The following is a 15,345-nucleotide window of genomic DNA, read 5'->3' as shown; positions in this document are numbered from 1 at the left end:
ACCGAACTGAGCTCAGTCTCGGGTGAGACGACGGTGGGTGACTCGGTGCGGGCGGGCCGCGTCTTCGCCGAGTCGCTCGACCTTGTTCTTCTCATAGGCTTCGAAGTTGCCTTCGAACCAGTACCAGTTCGCCGGGTTCTCTTCGGTGCCCTCCCACGCGAGGATGTGCGTGGCCACACGATCGAGGAACCAGCGATCGTGCGAGACGACCACGGCGCAGCCGGGGAACTCGAGCAGAGCGTTCTCCAACGAGCCGAGGGTCTCGACATCGAGGTCGTTCGTCGGCTCATCGAGCAGGAGCAGGTTTCCACCCTGTTTGAGGGTGAGAGCGAGGTTGAGGCGGTTGCGCTCACCGCCGGAGAGGACTCCGGCCTTCTTCTGTTGGTCCGGGCCTTTGAATCCGAACGCGGAGACATAGGCACGGGAGGGCATCTCCACCTTGCCGACCTGGATGAAGTCGAGCCCGTCGGAGACGACCTCCCACAGGTTCTTGTCCGGATCGATTCCGCCGCGGGACTGGTCGACATAGGAGATCTTCACAGTCTCTCCGACCTTGAGATCTCCGCCGTCGAGGTCTTCCATGCCGACGATCGTCTTGAACAGCGTCGACTTTCCGACGCCATTGGGTCCGATGACGCCGACGATGCCGTTGCGCGGCAGGGAGAAGCTCAGGCCGTCGATGAGTTTGCGCCCATCGAAGCCCTTTTCGATCTTGTCCGCTTCGATGACGACATCACCGAGGCGGGGGCCGGCCGGAATCTGAATCTCTTCGAAGTCGAGCTTCTGCGTCTTCTCCGCCTCGGCCGCCATCTCCTCGTAGCGGGCCAGACGTGCCTTCGACTTCGTCTGCTTCGCCTTCGGGTTCGAACGCACCCATTCGAGTTCGTCTTTCAGCCGCTTGGCGAGTTTCGCGTCCTTCTTGCCCTGGACCTGAAGGCGCTCCTGCTTCTTCTCGAGGTAGGTCGAGTAGTTGCCCTCATACGGGTAGAGGTGCCCACGGTCGACTTCGGCGATCCATTCGGCCACGTGGTCGAGGAAGTACCTATCGTGGGTGATCGCGATGACAGCGCCCGGGTAGGTCTTCAGGTGCTGCTCGAGCCACAGCACCGATTCCGCATCGAGGTGGTTCGTCGGCTCGTCGAGGAGCAGCAGATCGGGCTTCTCGAGCAGAAGCTTGCACAGTGCCACGCGGCGACGTTCACCGCCGGAGAGTACAGCGACGTCCGCGTCCGGCGGCGGGCACCGCAGAGCGTCCATCGCCTGTTCGAGCTGGGAGTCGAGATCCCAAGCGTCAGCGGCGTCGATGGCCTCCTGCAGCTTGCCCATCTCTTCCATGAGGGCGTCGAAGTCCGCATCGGGATCGGCCATCTCCTCGGAGATGGCATTGAAACGATCGACCTTTGCTTTGATCTCGCCGACGCCTTCTTCGACGTTGCCGAGGACGGTCTTCTCTTCATTCAGGGGCGGCTCCTGCATGAGGATGCCCACCGAGTACCCCGGGCTGAGTCGAGCTTCACCGTTGGAGGGCTGCTCGATACCCGCCATGATCTTCAGAATGGTTGATTTGCCGGCGCCGTTGGGGCCGACCATACCGATCTTCGCTCCGGGGTAGAACGACATCGATACATCGTCGAGGATGACTTTGTCACCGTGCGCTTTGCGCGCCTTGTGCATGGTGTAGATGAATTCGGCCATAGTGCACTCAGGCTATCGGTTCGGCGCACCCCAGCGCCACTTGACGCTCGGCATCCGCCGGGGATGTCCGAACTTCCGCCGAGGCGGCCAGACCTGCGTTGACGAGCGCTCAGCCTCCGCCGAGAGACGGGGCTTCACCCGAAGTGCCACCGTCGCTCGAAGTCTCCTCGGACCCGCCCTCACCGGAGGATCCGTCGGTGCCCTGAGAACCATCGGTTCCTTGGGAACTGTCAGTGCCTTCGGAGCCCGCAGTCCCTTCCGCTCCCCCGGTGCTTGCCGACGAGGAGCCGTCTTCACTCGGCACGGGGCTCTCGGTTTCCCCGTCCTTGCCGTTGATGTCCTCGCCGGGCAGGTGGCCGGCACCGTTCGAGTCGCCGTCTTCGTCGCGCTTCTCGCCCTTCGGCGCTTTGACACCTTTCGGCCGTTCCACTTCGCCGAACAGGCAGGAGCCCGTCGATTCCGTGGGCTGGACGAGGTCGGCGGTGGCTTTGCCCTTCCGGATCTCGCCGACGACGCAGCCCTTGTCGGTCTTGACTCCGAACATCTTCGAAGGAACTTCATTGCCGAGCGGCGATTCGTCGATCGTCGCCTCGAGCTGTTCGGGCTCATATCCGGCGTCGAGCATCGTGGAGAAGAACTTCTTCGTCGACGGCACCGATTCCTTGTCACCCGTCAGCGGTTTGAGTGCCTTGAGCACCTTGTCGACTTCGGCAACGGGCTTCGCCTGGGTCTGCTTCGGCTGCGGCTGCGAATCATCGGCGCCGAAGCCGAGAAGCGAGCAGCCCGACAATGCCAGAGTCAGTGCCGCAGCACTCAGCACAGGAACAAGACGCATCTGCAACCTCGGCGAGAGGGGACGATTGACAGTCTCACTCTAGCGGATGACACGGGCCGCGAGGCGCATCCATTCTCCAGGACGGCAAGGAATTCACGCGATCAGAAGGGCGCCGCGACTTTTGCGGTCTCCTGCGCGATCGGATCATCTTCGGCACCGGTGTCGATGTCGGCATCGGCGCCGCTCGCGGCATCGACGATGTCGCCACGATCGGTATCGCCGTCGGATTCGGACTCCGGCGGCGTTTCTGCGGTGCCCAAGGTGTTCCAAACCGAATCATTCGATCCGGCTGACTCAGAGTTCGACTCTCCGGTCGTCGACTGTGACCGGTCGGCTGCTTTAGCGCGCTTGTAATGAGCGGTTCCGTACCTCAGGTCGGGGCCGATATGCTCCGCGACCACCGTCGGCGAGATTCCGCTGCGCTCCTCGGTGGCCCATTCTCGATTCCTCAAGCTGCCCGATACGATCACTGCGGCGCCGGTGTTGAGCGACGTCGCGGAATTGCTCGCCAGGTCGCCGTAGCAGTCGACGCCGAACCACGAGGTGCCGTCTGAGACGAACTCGCCGGTGTTCTTGTCGACTCGCCAGTGGTTGACGGCCAGCCTGAACGAGGCGCAGGCTCGCCCGGACGGCAACGTACGCGCGCTCGGCTCGGTGGCGACGGTGCCGGTGACGGTGATCGGGATTGCGGACATCGGTGTCTCCAAATCGGTGTGATGAAACCATGCGGTCATCTGCGTCCGCATGGATCTCCAGTCAGCCCGGTCCATCGCTCCAGTGTCCAGAAACATGAAATGCCCTGTGGACAGAGGTTCTCCGTCCACAGAGCTTCAATGTCCGAGTCGCCCACGGAGTGTGTTCGAGTCGGAGACGCGCGTCTGCGTCTCAGCCGAGCATCTCGTAAGCCCGTCGGTGCTCTCCGATGACGCTCTTCACCGAGTTGAGATACGAGCTCTGGGCGACGCGGCCGACCGCGTCCCGCAGCTTGCCGTCGACCTCGGAGGCCGCCTCCTTCGCGCCTCTGGCCCGCGCAGACTTTGCCATCAGAGAGGTCACGAACGAACCGATGCAGCCGATCAGGAACAGCCCGATGCTGACGATCCAACACCACGTCGGCAGGGCACCCGAACCGATTGCGGCGACGAGGGCGGAGACGATGATGCCGAGGAGACCGACGATCGAAGCGACGAAGAAGATGATCTGCAGGGTGTGTGCCAGCGACCACCAACCAGGGCTCTGGCGAGTGATATCCACAGCGGTGACGGCCGAGTCGAGATTCGCCGACAGCTCGTCGGTGCTCTTCTTCTCTGCTTCCGCGGCCTCGTTCTGCCATGCCTGCGGCATGGTCGACACGGATTCTGCGATGAGTTCGTGGGCCATGAGCCGGACGTGGGAGCTCTGTGCCTTCGTCGTCGCCGGCACCGATGCGCGGACGAGCTCGTCCCTGTCCTGACCGTGTTTGGCACCCAGCGGATCGGGCGCATTGCGCTGGGCCCATGCGAGGATGGGGTACCCGGTCTTGCGGTAGGAACGGCGGATGTAATCATCGTGCACGGTCTGTGCCACGGCTTCGACACCGGCGGCTTCCGACATCGTCTCGACCAGTCGGGATGCACCGGCCAGTTCGTCCGGCGAGGAGACCGGTTCTCCGAGTTCCTTCCGGATCCGATTGGCCATCGCCTGCATATCGGCCAACAGCCTCTCGGCCGCTGCGTCGTTCGAGTCGACGGTGTCGGCGAGGATGCTGCGGATCTCTGGGATGCCCTCTCGGGTCACGGCCGAGGAGATGCGCACGTTCGTCTCGCTCAGCCCATCCTCGTTGAGCAGCTGGCGCAGATGGTCGGTTGCGGCCTTCTGCTCCTCCGGACTGAGTTTGTCGATCTGGTTGAGGACGACGACCATGTTCGCACTGTTCTCGGCGAGTTTGGTCAGGTACTCGGAGTGCAGCGAGAAGTCGGCGTACTTCTGTGGGTCGACGACCCAGAACACGACGTCGACGAGTCCCACCAGACGATCCGACTCGACACGGTGTTCAACTGCCGTGGAGTCGTGGTCGGGCAGGTCGAGCAGGATCAGTCCGTGCAGGCGTCTCTGATCGTCGCCGTCGAGCGCGGACTCGCGCCAGGTGCGGCTGCGTTCGGGCACGTGCAGCCAGTCGAGGACATCGTTTCCGCCCTCGCCCCAGACGCATGCGGTCGGTCGTGAAGTCGTCGGCCTGCGCACACCGACACGGGCGATCTCGAGACCGGCCACTGCGTTGAACAGTGAGGACTTGCCGGAGCCCGTCGACCCTGCGAAGGCCACGACGGTGAAGTCCTCACCCAGGCCCAGGCGGTCTTCCGCCCGGTCGAGCAGATTCTGAGCATCGGTGCGAACTTCTCCGCCGAGCTTGTCCTCACTCAGCGACAGGGCGTGTCGGATGCCTTCGGCGAGACGCCGGATCTCGGTCTGTGCGGAACTGTTCACAATGCCACCTCAAGTCGTTCACCGGAGGCGCGCAGGGCGCCCGCTTGCCGCGCCGGTACCGCGGATAGTCTCAGTGCGTTGTCGAAAGGAGTACGGCAGCCCGCCACGATGCCCACAGCCGCGTCGAGGAAGCGCTGTCGGATCGATGCGATGAGACCGGCCGCCTCGTCGGCTCCGAAGATCGTCTCCGCAAGATTGAGTGCGACTCCTGCCCCTTGTCGGGTGCTCTGCCCGCCATCGCTGGCGCTCCGCGGATCCCAGAAGGCCGCGTATTCGACGACGGCGCAGACTCCTGCAACGCCGAAGGAGAGGATCCGGGCCTTGGACTTCTTGCCCTGACCGATATCGCGCACTAGCGCGTTGACTTCATCCGACCACGTGGCCACCGCCGACTTCACTGAGTCCTCGAGCCCCGCGGCCACCGTGCGCAGTTCGGGTTGATCTTCGATGAGCGCTGCACCTGCAGCGGTGTTTCGCCATTCGGCATTGACTTCATCGACCACGTCGATGGCCTGTTCGCGCAGCGACACAGCCGCGCTGCGCAGGATGGCGACATGCAATGGAGTGGCCGCGTCATGTTTGCCGGTCACTGCGGCGGAGATGCGATCGCGCATTCGAGCCATCGTCGGCTCCAGTCCGCGGAAGAGCTGTCCTGTGCCCACGAAGTCCTGCCAGCGGGCATTGACCTCTCCGTGGAGAACCCGTCCGTCGGAGAAGACTTCGGCGAGTCCGGATTGAGCCGATCGGAAGCTCTTCTCCACTGAGCCGACCAGGGCGATGTGGGCCTGTTCCTGAGTTTCGGCGAAGTCGGCGAGCTCCCTCACCCGTGCGGGCAGGGCAGCGATCGCACCCGTCAGCGTGCGATTGCGGATGCGTTCGAGTGAGGTGCCCTCCGTGCCGACTTGAGAGATCCAGGAGCGAATAGGGTAGATCGCCGCATGAGGCAGCAGACCGTCTTCCAGCTCGAGCTCGGCGACGGAGAAGATCGGTGAGTTCGCCAGTCCTGCATCGGCGAGAAGACTCGACAGGTGATGCCTGACTTCGCGGTTGGCTTCGGGCGGAACCCGATCGAGAACGATGGCCACCGAAGTGCTTCGCGCAGCGGCCGTCTTCAACAGGGCCCACGGGGCGGCATCGGCGTACCGGTTCGCCGTTGTCACGAAGAGCCACAGGTCGGCGCTGAGCAGAACCCTGCGCGAGAGCGCACGGTTCGTCTCCGAGATGGAGTCGATGTCCGGACAGTCGAGGATGGCAGTGCCCGCTTCGATGTTCTCATCTGCGATGAGCACGACTCCGGGCATGGCCGACTGAGGATCGGAGCTGCGCGGCAGGTCAGGCAGGTAATGCTCTGATTCGAAGAACTTCGCATCGGCGGGGTTGAAGATGACGACCGGGTTGCCCGTCGTCGGTCGACGCACGCCGGCAGGACTGACATTGCGCCCTACGAGGGAGTTGACCAGTGTCGATTTGCCGGCACCTGTCGACCCGCCCACGGCGATGAGGAACGGAGTCCGCGAACGATTGATCCGCGGCAGCACGTAGTCGTTGAGTTCCGCAGTCAGTGTCGAGTGTGCTGTGCGAGCGTCGGCGAAGTCTTCGCTGCGCAGGGTGAAGCGCGTCTCCGAAACTCGCTTGACGATATCGTTCAACGCTTGGCCGACCGGCGGCGTCACGGCGCTCTTGCTCTCAGTCATCACGCCTCCACTCTCTATGTTTTCCCAGCTCGGCACCAACTGCCACGCCGTATCGGCGCGGAATTGCTCAGCGACTGCAGGGATCAGACGGATCCGCCCGTTCAACGGGTGCGGGCATGAGAAGCGCCCCCGGCGGGGCTCGAACCCGCGACCTACCGCTTAGAAGGCGGTTGCTCTATCCGACTGAGCTACGGAGGCTCAAATATCGTAACCGATGCCCGGATGAGAACAGAAAGCGGCCCCGGGTCGGTGCGGACTGTCTCGTCCGTCGCCTCGAACCGGGGCCGACGCGCTGCCGTGAAAGCTCGGCAGGAACATCTCAGTAGTGACGGGCTGCGTTCTCCATCGACTGCCTCACCGTCACGAATGACACGGCCACCACTCCCGTCATCGCAAGAATGACTGCCACGGCTTCGATCCCAAAGGCGAAGTCGACGATGATCGGGAAGAATCCTGCGAGCATGAAGCCCAGCAACGCGACAAGCGTCAGTGCCGTGGCAACTGAGAAGAGCTTTGCACCATTCATTGTCCATCTCCTTCGATCGATGCATCCGATGGAGAAAGACTAACGCCAGATGAGACTCACGTCACTGAGAATTTCGGAAGAATTCGACTCAGCCTTCGCCCCGAGCGTCGATCGCCTTCTCCAGACGCTCGAGTTTGCCGTCGATCTCGCCGGTGTAGCCGGGACGGATATCGGCCTTGACCACCAGGGACACTCGAGTGCCGAACTGGCCGACAGCCTCGGTGGCCTCTTTGATGACCGCGAAGACCTCGTCCCATTCCCCTTCGATGGTCGTGAACATCGAGTCCGTCCGGTGCGGCAGACCGGAATTGCGGACGATCTCGACAGCCGCTGCCACGGCATCGTGGACCGAGGCGTCGGCCCCTTCTCCCCCACTAGGAGCGACTGAGAAAGCTGCGAGCATGTTGATGGTCCCTTCTGTCCGGTCCGGTGGGGAGCCGATCGGCTCCCCACCGGTTCATCTGGCTGAATTGAGGTCGAACGACTCGGCTCAGGCCTGAGTGGGCACTGTCACGATGAGCGAGTCACCCTGCCCGCCGCCTCCGCAGAGTGCGGCGATACCCGTGCCGCCGCCTCGGCGCTGGAGTTCGAGGGCAAGGGTGAGGACGACCCGGGCTCCCGAGGCACCGATCGGGTGGCCAAGTGCGACGGCGCCGCCGTTGACGTTGACCTTGTCCTCGTCGATGCCGAGGTCCTTGGCGCTGGCCAGGCCGACGGCGGCGAAGGCTTCGTTGATCTCATAGAGGTCGAAGGAGTCGGCTGCGACGCCTTCACGCTCGGCAGCGACCTTGATCGCCTGTGAGGGCTGGTGCTGGAGAGTCGAGTCCGGTCCGGCGGTCCAGGCATGCGAACGGATCTCGGCGAGGATCGGAGCGCCGAGCTCTTCGGCCTTCTCACGCGACATGACGACGACAGCGCAGGCTCCGTCGGAGATCTGCGAAGCGTTGCCGGCGGTGATCGTTCCGTCCTTCCGGAAAGACGGCCGCAGCTTGGACAGGGACTCGGCCGTCGTGTCAGGACGCACACCCTCGTCTGCGGAGATGGTGACATCGCCCTTGCGCGAGCTGATGGTCACTGGCACGATCTCATTCTCGAAGGCACCGGCCTTCTGTGCCGCCGCCGCGCGCTGGTGCGAACGAGCGGAGAACTCATCCTGCTCAGCGCGCGAGAACTCGCGGTCACCGGCATTGGCCTCTTCGGTCAGTCCGCCCATAGCCTGATCGGTGAATGCGTCCCAGAGTCCGTCGTAGTCCATATGGTCCTTGGCGACGACATCACCGTACTTGTACCCCGAACGCGATTTCATCAGCATGTGCGGGGCCTGGCTCATCGATTCCTGCCCGCCCGCCACGACGACGTCGTACTCGCCGGCTCGGATCAGCTGAGCCGCTTGGGTGATCGTGTTGATTCCCGACAGGCACAGCTTGTTGACCGACACAGCCGGAACGGACATCGGAATGCCGGCTTTGACTGCCGCCTGTCGACCGGGGCCCTGACTGTTTCCGGCCTGCAGAACCTGGCCCATGATCACGTAGTCGACGTCGGAGCCCTGAATGTCGGCACGATCGAGTGCCCCGGCGATGGCTTCGGCGCCGAGCTCGACGGCACTGAGTTTCGACAGCTCTCCCTGCAGTCGCCCGAACGGTGTGCGCGCTCCGGCGACGATCACTGCATCAGCCATATTTCCTCCTCGGATATCCGCGCTGCGGACGCGTGTCCGCAGCACGTATGCATTTCGACATCCACCAGCCTAGTCGAGGCCCATGTGGCCTGCATCACGGGGTCCGCGCGGCCATGGATCAAGCCCTCGTCCACACTCTCGCATTCGCACCCAACACTCATGGAGTCTCCGTTAGAGTAGGACGAGGACAGCCTAAGAACACCCCCTTTCCAAGATGACAGGAGTTCGCTTCAGTGACGCCCACCGAAGAATTCCGCACAGCGATGCGCGGCTACGAGAAGAGTGAAGTCGATTCGCGACTGCAGCAGCTGCGCACCGAGGTCGAGTCGGTCCGCAAGGCCCTGGCCGATGCGCGAAGCCAGGTCATCAATGCAGATCGGGCGAAGCTGCAGATCGCAGGTGAGCTCTCCGAAGCCAAAGCACAGCTGAAGAAGGCTGCCAACGACAATGCAGAGGCGGCAGGGCCTCCCGGAAGCCGCATCGACCATCTTCTCAAGATCGCCGAGTCGCAGGCCCGCGAGACCCTGGCTCAGGCCAATTCCGATGCCGAGACGATTCGGAACAAGGCCCGCGCCGAGGCGGCATCCGCTCGCGCTCGGATGCACACCGAGAGCAACGACACACTGTCCAATGCTCGCTCGGAAGCCGATGCGATCACTTCCTCGGCCGAGCTGCGCGCCGAAGAGACGATCAAAGCTGCTGAGAAGCGTGCAGCCGAACTCAGCGCGACCACCGAACGCGAGACCAACCAGGCCAAGGAAGCGAATGCCGCTTCCGCCAAGGAGGCTCGTGAGAGTCTCGATCTCGAGCTCTCCGAACTGCGGGCGACCGCTGAGAAGGAAGCTGCGGATCTGCGTGCCGAAGCCAAGACCGAGGCAGAGGAGACAGTGGCGGCTGCTCAGGCGCAGGCCGATGAGCTGCTCAAGTCCGCGAAGGCACGCGACGAGGCATCGAAGAAGGCCGGAAACGACTTCGACGTCGAGCTCGCGAACAAGCGCAAGGAAGCCGAGACCGAACGCAAGAAGCGCTACGAAGAGGCTCAGGTCGAGAACAAGAAGCTCGTCGAAGAGGCTCAGGCACGCGCAGCGAAGGCCGACACCGAGGCCAAGGAAGCTGCCGAGCGTGCGGAGCAGACTCGCACCGACGCGGTGAAGAAGGCCGACGAGATCATCGCCGACGGAAAGTCCCGCGCACAGACGCTCATTGCGGAAGCTCGCGCCACCGCCGAGGCAACCATTGAGGAATCCGCGGCAGAGGCCAAACGCAATGTCGCCTCCGCACAGTCGCAGGTCGATCTGCTCACGAAGCAGCGCAAGACGATCACTGCTCAGCTCGACCAGCTCCGTTCGCTGTTCGCTATGCCCGGGGTCATGGGCGGCGACTCAGTGGATCCGGCGAAGGCCGAATCGGCGTCTCACGCCACCGAGCAGATCGCCGACGGTCAGGAGCTCGAAGACCTGCTGGCCGACGATGACTCGTCGGATGCGCCCAAGGCCGACGACTCCGCGAAGTCGACCGATGACGCAGGATCGAACGACGCCGAAACCTCGAAGTCCGGATCCGCCTCGGGCGGGGGTTCGAAGTCGACCGGTCCTGCGAAGAACGATGGTGCCGGAGCCGAGGACAACGGCCCTGCGAAGGCTTCCGACGAGTCGGCCGAAAGCTCGAAGTCGACTCCTGCTTCGAAGAACGCTGCGGAGTCGAACGCTGACTCTGCCGCTGATGAGAAGGACACGGCAGGCGAAGATCTGCCCAACGGCGCCACCGACGAGGACACGATCTCGATCAACGCTCAGGTCTCCGGCTCGAAGGACAACTCGAAGACCTCGCGCTCGCGCAACTCGCTGCGCTGAGATCGATTGAGTCGAGACCGACCGGGTCCAGCACGATTGATCTGAGACCGGCCGAATCGACTATGACGATGGGACCCGCTGATGCGGGTCCCATCGTCATTGTGAGGCACGTTGGCTGACTGAGGTCTCAGTCGACTCCAGCCCTGTTGACGACAGCCCGGAGATCATCTGACCTCACCGGAAGCGGTCGAAGCAGTGCTGGTGCCAGTGCCGCCTGCTTTCGACCCCGATCTCGATTCCGTGGGGAGCATCCTGACGCCACGCAACGACATGGCTCGAGGCGGCACTGACATCCCGGCCACATCCAGGGCAGACATAGACTTTGCCGGATTCGTTTCCCTTCACGGTCTGCACGGACCAGGTTCCGTCCGGCAGTGAACGGCTTGTCCTCATGCCTGCCACAGAGTCGGACAGATCGCGGGGAGACTGCTGCCATTTGTTCTTGCGACGCGAGGATGAAGATCGTGGCATTGAGTCATTGTCTCACGTAGGCTGAAGCGCGTGCGTCTAGTCATTGCCCAATGCTCCGTTGATTATGCCGGTCGTCTGACCGCCCACCTTCCGATGGCCACCCGCCTCATTATGCTCAAGTCCGACGGCTCGGTGCTTATCCATTCCGACGGCGGTTCCTATAAGCCGCTGAACTGGATGACTCCCCCGTGTACGGTTCGGCATATCGAGCCCGACGCCGAGCAGGCCGAAGCCGGCCTGACGGAGCTGTGGGAGGTTTCCCAGACGAAGACCGGTGACCGTCTCGTCATCTCCATCGCCGAGGTCCTCGCTGACGACTCCTATGAGTTCGGGGTCGATCCCGGGCTGGTCAAGGACGGGGTCGAAGCGCATCTGCAGGAACTGCTCGCCGAACATATCGAGACCCTCGGCGAGGGCTACAGTCTGGTGCGCCGCGAGTACATGACCGCGATCGGTCCGGTGGACATCTTGGCTCGTGACGACGGACAGAAGTCTGTGGCGGTGGAGATCAAGCGCCGCGGCGATATCGACGGTGTCGAACAGCTGACCCGCTATCTCGAGCTGATGAATCGCGATCCACTGCTGAGCCCAGTCAACGGAGTCTTCGCTGCTCAGGAGATCAAACCGCAGGCACGTACTCTCGCTGAGGACCGCGGCATCCGCTGCGTCGTTCTCGACTACGATGCTCTCCGCGGAATGGACGACCCCGAGACGCGCCTCTTCTGATCACCCACGATCAGCCGGTGGATCAGCCCACGGTCAACCTGCGGGATGGCCGGCCACCAACTCCAGCGTCGCCGATCAACCCGCGGGAAAGCCGGCCACTCACTTCAGCCGCGCCGATCAAGCCGAGCCGTGTCGCTCCCTTCGTGCAGCGTCCGTAGCTCCTCAGCGCGGGCCCAAACCGTCGATCAAGGCGGACAGCGTCTATCGCCCCGTCTACGGAACGACTTGCGCTGTCCGCCTTGATCGAGCGTCAGGATCACGCTTCGCGACGGCTGTCGTCCATGACTAGTCGTCGTCGCACTGACTCTCCGATCCGCAGGAAGAGGTCGGCGGAGAAGAGATCGCTCCACCGGACACGGAAGACCAACCAGCCCTCGTTGCGCAGCGCATACTCGCGGCGCTGTTCACGTTCGAAAGTCACTTGCGGATCCGCTCCGTCGAGGTGGTACTTTCCTGCACCATCGAACTCTGCGATGACCTTCGCCCGTCTATTGGCGGAATCGGTACGGCCCAAGTGTTTGCCGGCTCCATCGCGAATGTCGACCTGCGGCTCGAACCCCGGAATCGAATGCTCGACTAACCGCACCGCGCAGATCGACTCAGCGACGCTCTCGCGGCGTGCATCGACATTCTCCAATACCTTGACGATCTTCCGTGTGCCTGTGCGAACAGGATGCGCTTCACTGAAGGAACGCATCTGTTCGACGGTCACGACCGAGCTGCGCACCGCTGCATCGAGCGCCGCGACAGAGAATGCGAGCGGACAGTCCCGAGCAATGTCGAGCAGCGTCTGCAGGACCGTCGTCACCGGGATCCCATCGACGAACTCGTACCCTGCACGATCTGAGACGCGTCGCCGCACAAGCATCTTCGCCAGACGAACTCCGCTGCGCGGACTCACCGATTCGGCGAAGACATCGTCCCGCTCGACGTATGGAATCGGAAGGCCGTGAACGATGAGTGCACTGCGGTGAGAGAATACTGCGTCCGGAGGCAGGCGATCGACGTACGACCGGACGAGGATTCTCAGATCCTCCACGCGTTTGCGCAGGCCCGTCGACTCTATCGGCAGTGTGGTTGTGGGAGCCGCGGCTATCGCACTGACGAAACTGTGCGCCGGATCAGAACATTCTGCGGTGACAACATATCGCCCTCGTTCCAATCGTCGCAGACAGCATCGCTCGGCGGCTCTGATCCGATGACAGTCCCACCCGGCCTCGAGCAGTGCGGCAGTCGACAGACATCTATACATGCCTTCAAGCATGCGTGACGAGACGCGGGAGAACCAGGATGAGAAGTCGGGCTGTGGACAACCCTCGACTCTTCCACACAGACCGCATCGTCACGAGGAACGGCCGACGTGCGGGACCGCGGAACCACCGCGCAGGCCCTCGAACGGCGGTCGGCCGCAGTCGCCGTTCAAGGCGAAGCGCGAATTCCGCGCCGTTTACCTATCGACAGACGAGGGCGACCTTGAACGAGAGAGCGAACCTCGGACAGACGGGGGCCGGCTTGAACGAGCGCGACGACTACCGAAAACCGACGACCGACTTGCACGAACGAGGCAAATCCTGACTGCCAGGGTCCGCGGGGTTCGTCGAGTGAGAGAACTAGTCGAAGCTGAGGACGTCGCGCTTCTCGACACGTTCGATGTCGACACCGAGGGCGCGAAGATTGTCGACGAAATTCTCGTAGCCGCGTTCGATGTGATCGATTCCCGATACCTCGGTCACTCCCCCGGCCCGGAGGGCGGCCATGACCAGGCCCGCTCCCGCGCGGATATCGGAAGCTTCGACTTCGGCACCGGAAAGACTCTCGCTGCCGGTGACGAGTGCATGGTTGCCGTCGATGCGGACCTTCGCACCGAGGCGGGCGATCTCCTGCACGAAGCGCCAGCGCGCTTCGAACAGATTCTCCGACAGCAGACCGATACCGTCGGACACCGAGTTCAACGCGATGACGAACGGCTGCAGATCCGTCGGGAATCCCGGGAACGGCATGGTGGCCACCCGGATGGCATGAGGACGCGAGGCGCCGATGACGCGGAAGCCCTTGCCCCGCGTTCCGTCACCGAGGATGATCTCACCGAGGTCTTCCACCGTGGCGCCCGAATCCCGAAGCTTCATACCGATATTGGGCATGATGTCGAGCCCGACTCCGCGCACGGTCACATCGCCCGCGCTCAATGCGGAGCCGAAGGCGAAGGTTCCGGCGACGATGCGGTCGCCGACGGTGCGGTGGGTGACCGGCTGCAGCGATTCGACACCGGTGATGGTGAGGTCAGAGGTGCCGATCCCCTCGATCTGCGCCCCCATCTCGACGAGCATCGTACAGATGTCGACGATCTCGGGCTCGCGTGCGGCGTTGGCGATGGTAGTGGTGCCATGGGCGAGAGTTGCCGCCATGACGAGGTTCTCGGTGGCTCCGACGGAGGGGAACTCGAGGACGATCTCGGTACCGCGCAGCCCCGTCGGAGCCTCTGCGACGAAATAGCCGTGGTCGAGGTGGACGACAGCGCCCAGGGCCTCGAGACCGGCCTGATGCATGTCGAGTCCCCGGGAACCGATGGCGTCACCGCCGGGAAGAGCCACATGTGCAGCACGCATCCGTGCGGTCAGTGGGCCGAGGACGGAGATCGAAGCCCGCATTGCGCGGACGAGTTCATAGTCGGCTTGGATGCCGACTTCGGCGGGGACGTCGATGCTCACGACGCCGTCTTCGGCGTCATAGTCGACCTCGCAACCGAGGCGGACGAGCAGTTCGACCATGATCCGCACGTCGAGGATGGCCGGGACGTTGGTGATAGTCGTGCGTCCCACGGCGAGGAGACTCGCCGCCATGAGTTTGAGGACGCTGTTCTTGGCGCCTCTGACGTCGATGGTTCCCGCCAACTGTGCGGGCCCGGTCAAGCGGAAGACATCCATTAAGTGAAACGTCCCATCGTCGGATTGAAGCCAGGAGGTGATGATTCGAGCCACGAAGCCATCGTGGACAGGGATTCGGTGTCCATTGCCAGAGACACGGAACGCGGACGACCGTCCGCCTTGCCGTACGAGCAGTCGACAACGACCGCTTCGGGCAGAACCGAGTACTGCTCACCGGAGGTGGGCTTGCGCCGGACGAGGATGTCGAGATCCGCGCGCGGCAATCGGAACGCGGCGCGCCGCGTCAGTGCGAAGACCGGATACCAGTCCAGTGAAGTGACCGAGAACACGGCCACGCCCAAACGCCAACGTGGGCGAGAAGAGTACTCCTCGCCCACGTTGATGGAACAGTCAAAGGCACCCGAGAGCTTCGAGATCGACCTGCGTCGGATCGTGACGACCACGATCAGAGCAAGCGCAAGTCCTACCAACGAGAGCAGAACGATCAGCAGGACAGAAGGGTTCACGGTTGCC

Annotated in this window: 14 protein-coding genes and 1 tRNA gene; 2 read left to right on the top strand and 13 right to left on the bottom strand. The window is 63.3% G+C overall.

Going from position 1 to position 15,345, the window contains the following annotated elements; genetic code table 11:
* Positions 1-12: 12 nt before the first annotated feature.
* The 9 genes from ettA to KTJ89_RS02145 all read right to left on the bottom strand — a co-directional run bounded on the left by ettA (position 13) and on the right by KTJ89_RS02145 (position 8,897).
* A complete protein-coding gene (gene ettA, locus KTJ89_RS02185) occupies positions 13-1,695 on the bottom strand; it encodes an energy-dependent translational throttle protein EttA (protein WP_172169223.1) in 1,683 nt (560 codons plus the stop codon).
* 109 nt (positions 1,696-1,804) lie between these two features.
* Positions 1,805-2,530 carry a DUF6993 domain-containing protein gene (locus KTJ89_RS02180; protein WP_139466998.1) on the bottom strand — a complete coding sequence of 242 codons (726 nt, stop codon included), beginning with the start codon at positions 2,528-2,530 and terminating at the stop codon, positions 1,805-1,807.
* A 101-nt stretch (positions 2,531-2,631) separates the two neighbouring features.
* A complete protein-coding gene (locus tag KTJ89_RS02175; RefSeq protein ID WP_259356728.1) occupies positions 2,632-3,225 on the bottom strand; it encodes a single-stranded DNA-binding protein in 594 nt (197 codons plus the stop codon).
* 190 nt (positions 3,226-3,415) lie between these two features.
* Positions 3,416-4,996 (bottom strand): GTPase, encoded by a 1,581-nt coding sequence (locus tag KTJ89_RS02170; RefSeq protein WP_172169217.1) that lies wholly within the window; start codon positions 4,994-4,996, stop codon positions 3,416-3,418.
* A complete protein-coding gene (locus KTJ89_RS02165; protein WP_172169214.1) occupies positions 4,993-6,690 on the bottom strand; it encodes a dynamin family protein in 1,698 nt (565 codons plus the stop codon). Before KTJ89_RS02165 ends, KTJ89_RS02170 begins: the two co-directional genes overlap by 4 nt.
* A gap of 124 nt (positions 6,691-6,814) precedes the next feature.
* A tRNA-Arg gene (locus KTJ89_RS02160) sits at positions 6,815-6,888 on the bottom strand.
* 121 nt (positions 6,889-7,009) lie between these two features.
* Positions 7,010-7,216: a hypothetical protein gene (locus KTJ89_RS02155; protein ID WP_172169211.1), complete on the bottom strand. Its 207-nt coding sequence runs from the start codon at positions 7,214-7,216 to the stop codon at positions 7,010-7,012.
* 88 nt (positions 7,217-7,304) lie between these two features.
* Positions 7,305-7,619, bottom strand: coding sequence for a thiamine-binding protein (locus KTJ89_RS02150; RefSeq protein ID WP_139466993.1), 315 nt, complete (start codon positions 7,617-7,619; stop codon positions 7,305-7,307).
* An 87-nt stretch (positions 7,620-7,706) separates the two neighbouring features.
* The gene (locus KTJ89_RS02145) at positions 7,707-8,897 is read right to left on the bottom strand and encodes an acetyl-CoA C-acetyltransferase (RefSeq protein WP_172169208.1); all 1,191 of its coding nucleotides are present in this window, start codon (positions 8,895-8,897) and stop codon (positions 7,707-7,709) included.
* Between the two features lie 233 nt (positions 8,898-9,130).
* On the opposite strand from KTJ89_RS02145, the gene KTJ89_RS02140 reads away from it, so the two are divergent.
* Complete coding sequence (locus KTJ89_RS02140; RefSeq protein ID WP_172169205.1) at positions 9,131-10,750, top strand: coiled-coil domain-containing protein; 1,620 nt, start codon at positions 9,131-9,133, stop codon at positions 10,748-10,750.
* A 174-nt stretch (positions 10,751-10,924) separates the two neighbouring features.
* Here KTJ89_RS02140 and KTJ89_RS19415 read toward each other — a convergent pair whose 3' ends face one another.
* The gene (locus tag KTJ89_RS19415; RefSeq protein ID WP_139467416.1) at positions 10,925-11,143 is read right to left on the bottom strand and encodes an Rv1322 family protein; all 219 of its coding nucleotides are present in this window, start codon (positions 11,141-11,143) and stop codon (positions 10,925-10,927) included.
* Positions 11,144-11,251: 108 nt separating this feature from the next.
* On the opposite strand from KTJ89_RS19415, the gene nucS reads away from it, so the two are divergent.
* Positions 11,252-11,947, top strand: a complete 696-nt coding sequence (gene nucS, locus KTJ89_RS02135) for an endonuclease NucS (RefSeq protein WP_139466990.1) — start codon at positions 11,252-11,254, stop codon at positions 11,945-11,947.
* A 256-nt stretch (positions 11,948-12,203) separates the two neighbouring features.
* Here the strand turns inward: nucS and KTJ89_RS02130 are convergent, their stop codons facing one another.
* From KTJ89_RS02130 to KTJ89_RS02120, 3 genes are all read right to left on the bottom strand, one after another.
* Positions 12,204-12,986: a hypothetical protein gene (locus tag KTJ89_RS02130; RefSeq protein WP_172169202.1), complete on the bottom strand. Its 783-nt coding sequence runs from the start codon at positions 12,984-12,986 to the stop codon at positions 12,204-12,206.
* A 571-nt stretch (positions 12,987-13,557) separates the two neighbouring features.
* Entirely contained in the window at positions 13,558-14,871 is a 1,314-nt protein-coding gene (gene murA, locus KTJ89_RS02125) for a UDP-N-acetylglucosamine 1-carboxyvinyltransferase (RefSeq protein ID WP_172169199.1), read from the bottom strand.
* Positions 14,871-15,338: a DUF2550 domain-containing protein gene (locus KTJ89_RS02120; protein ID WP_025776910.1), complete on the bottom strand. Its 468-nt coding sequence runs from the start codon at positions 15,336-15,338 to the stop codon at positions 14,871-14,873. The genes murA and KTJ89_RS02120 overlap by 1 nt, the downstream gene beginning before the upstream one ends.
* Positions 15,339-15,345: the final 7 nt, after the last annotated feature.

The sequence above is a fragment of the Brevibacterium sediminis genome, assembly GCF_024895295.1.
GTDB classification, from domain to species: Bacteria; Actinomycetota; Actinomycetes; order Actinomycetales; family Brevibacteriaceae; genus Brevibacterium; species Brevibacterium sediminis.
The sequence above is the reverse complement of the archived record's forward strand: the minus strand, read 5'-3'. Positions and strand labels throughout refer to the sequence as shown.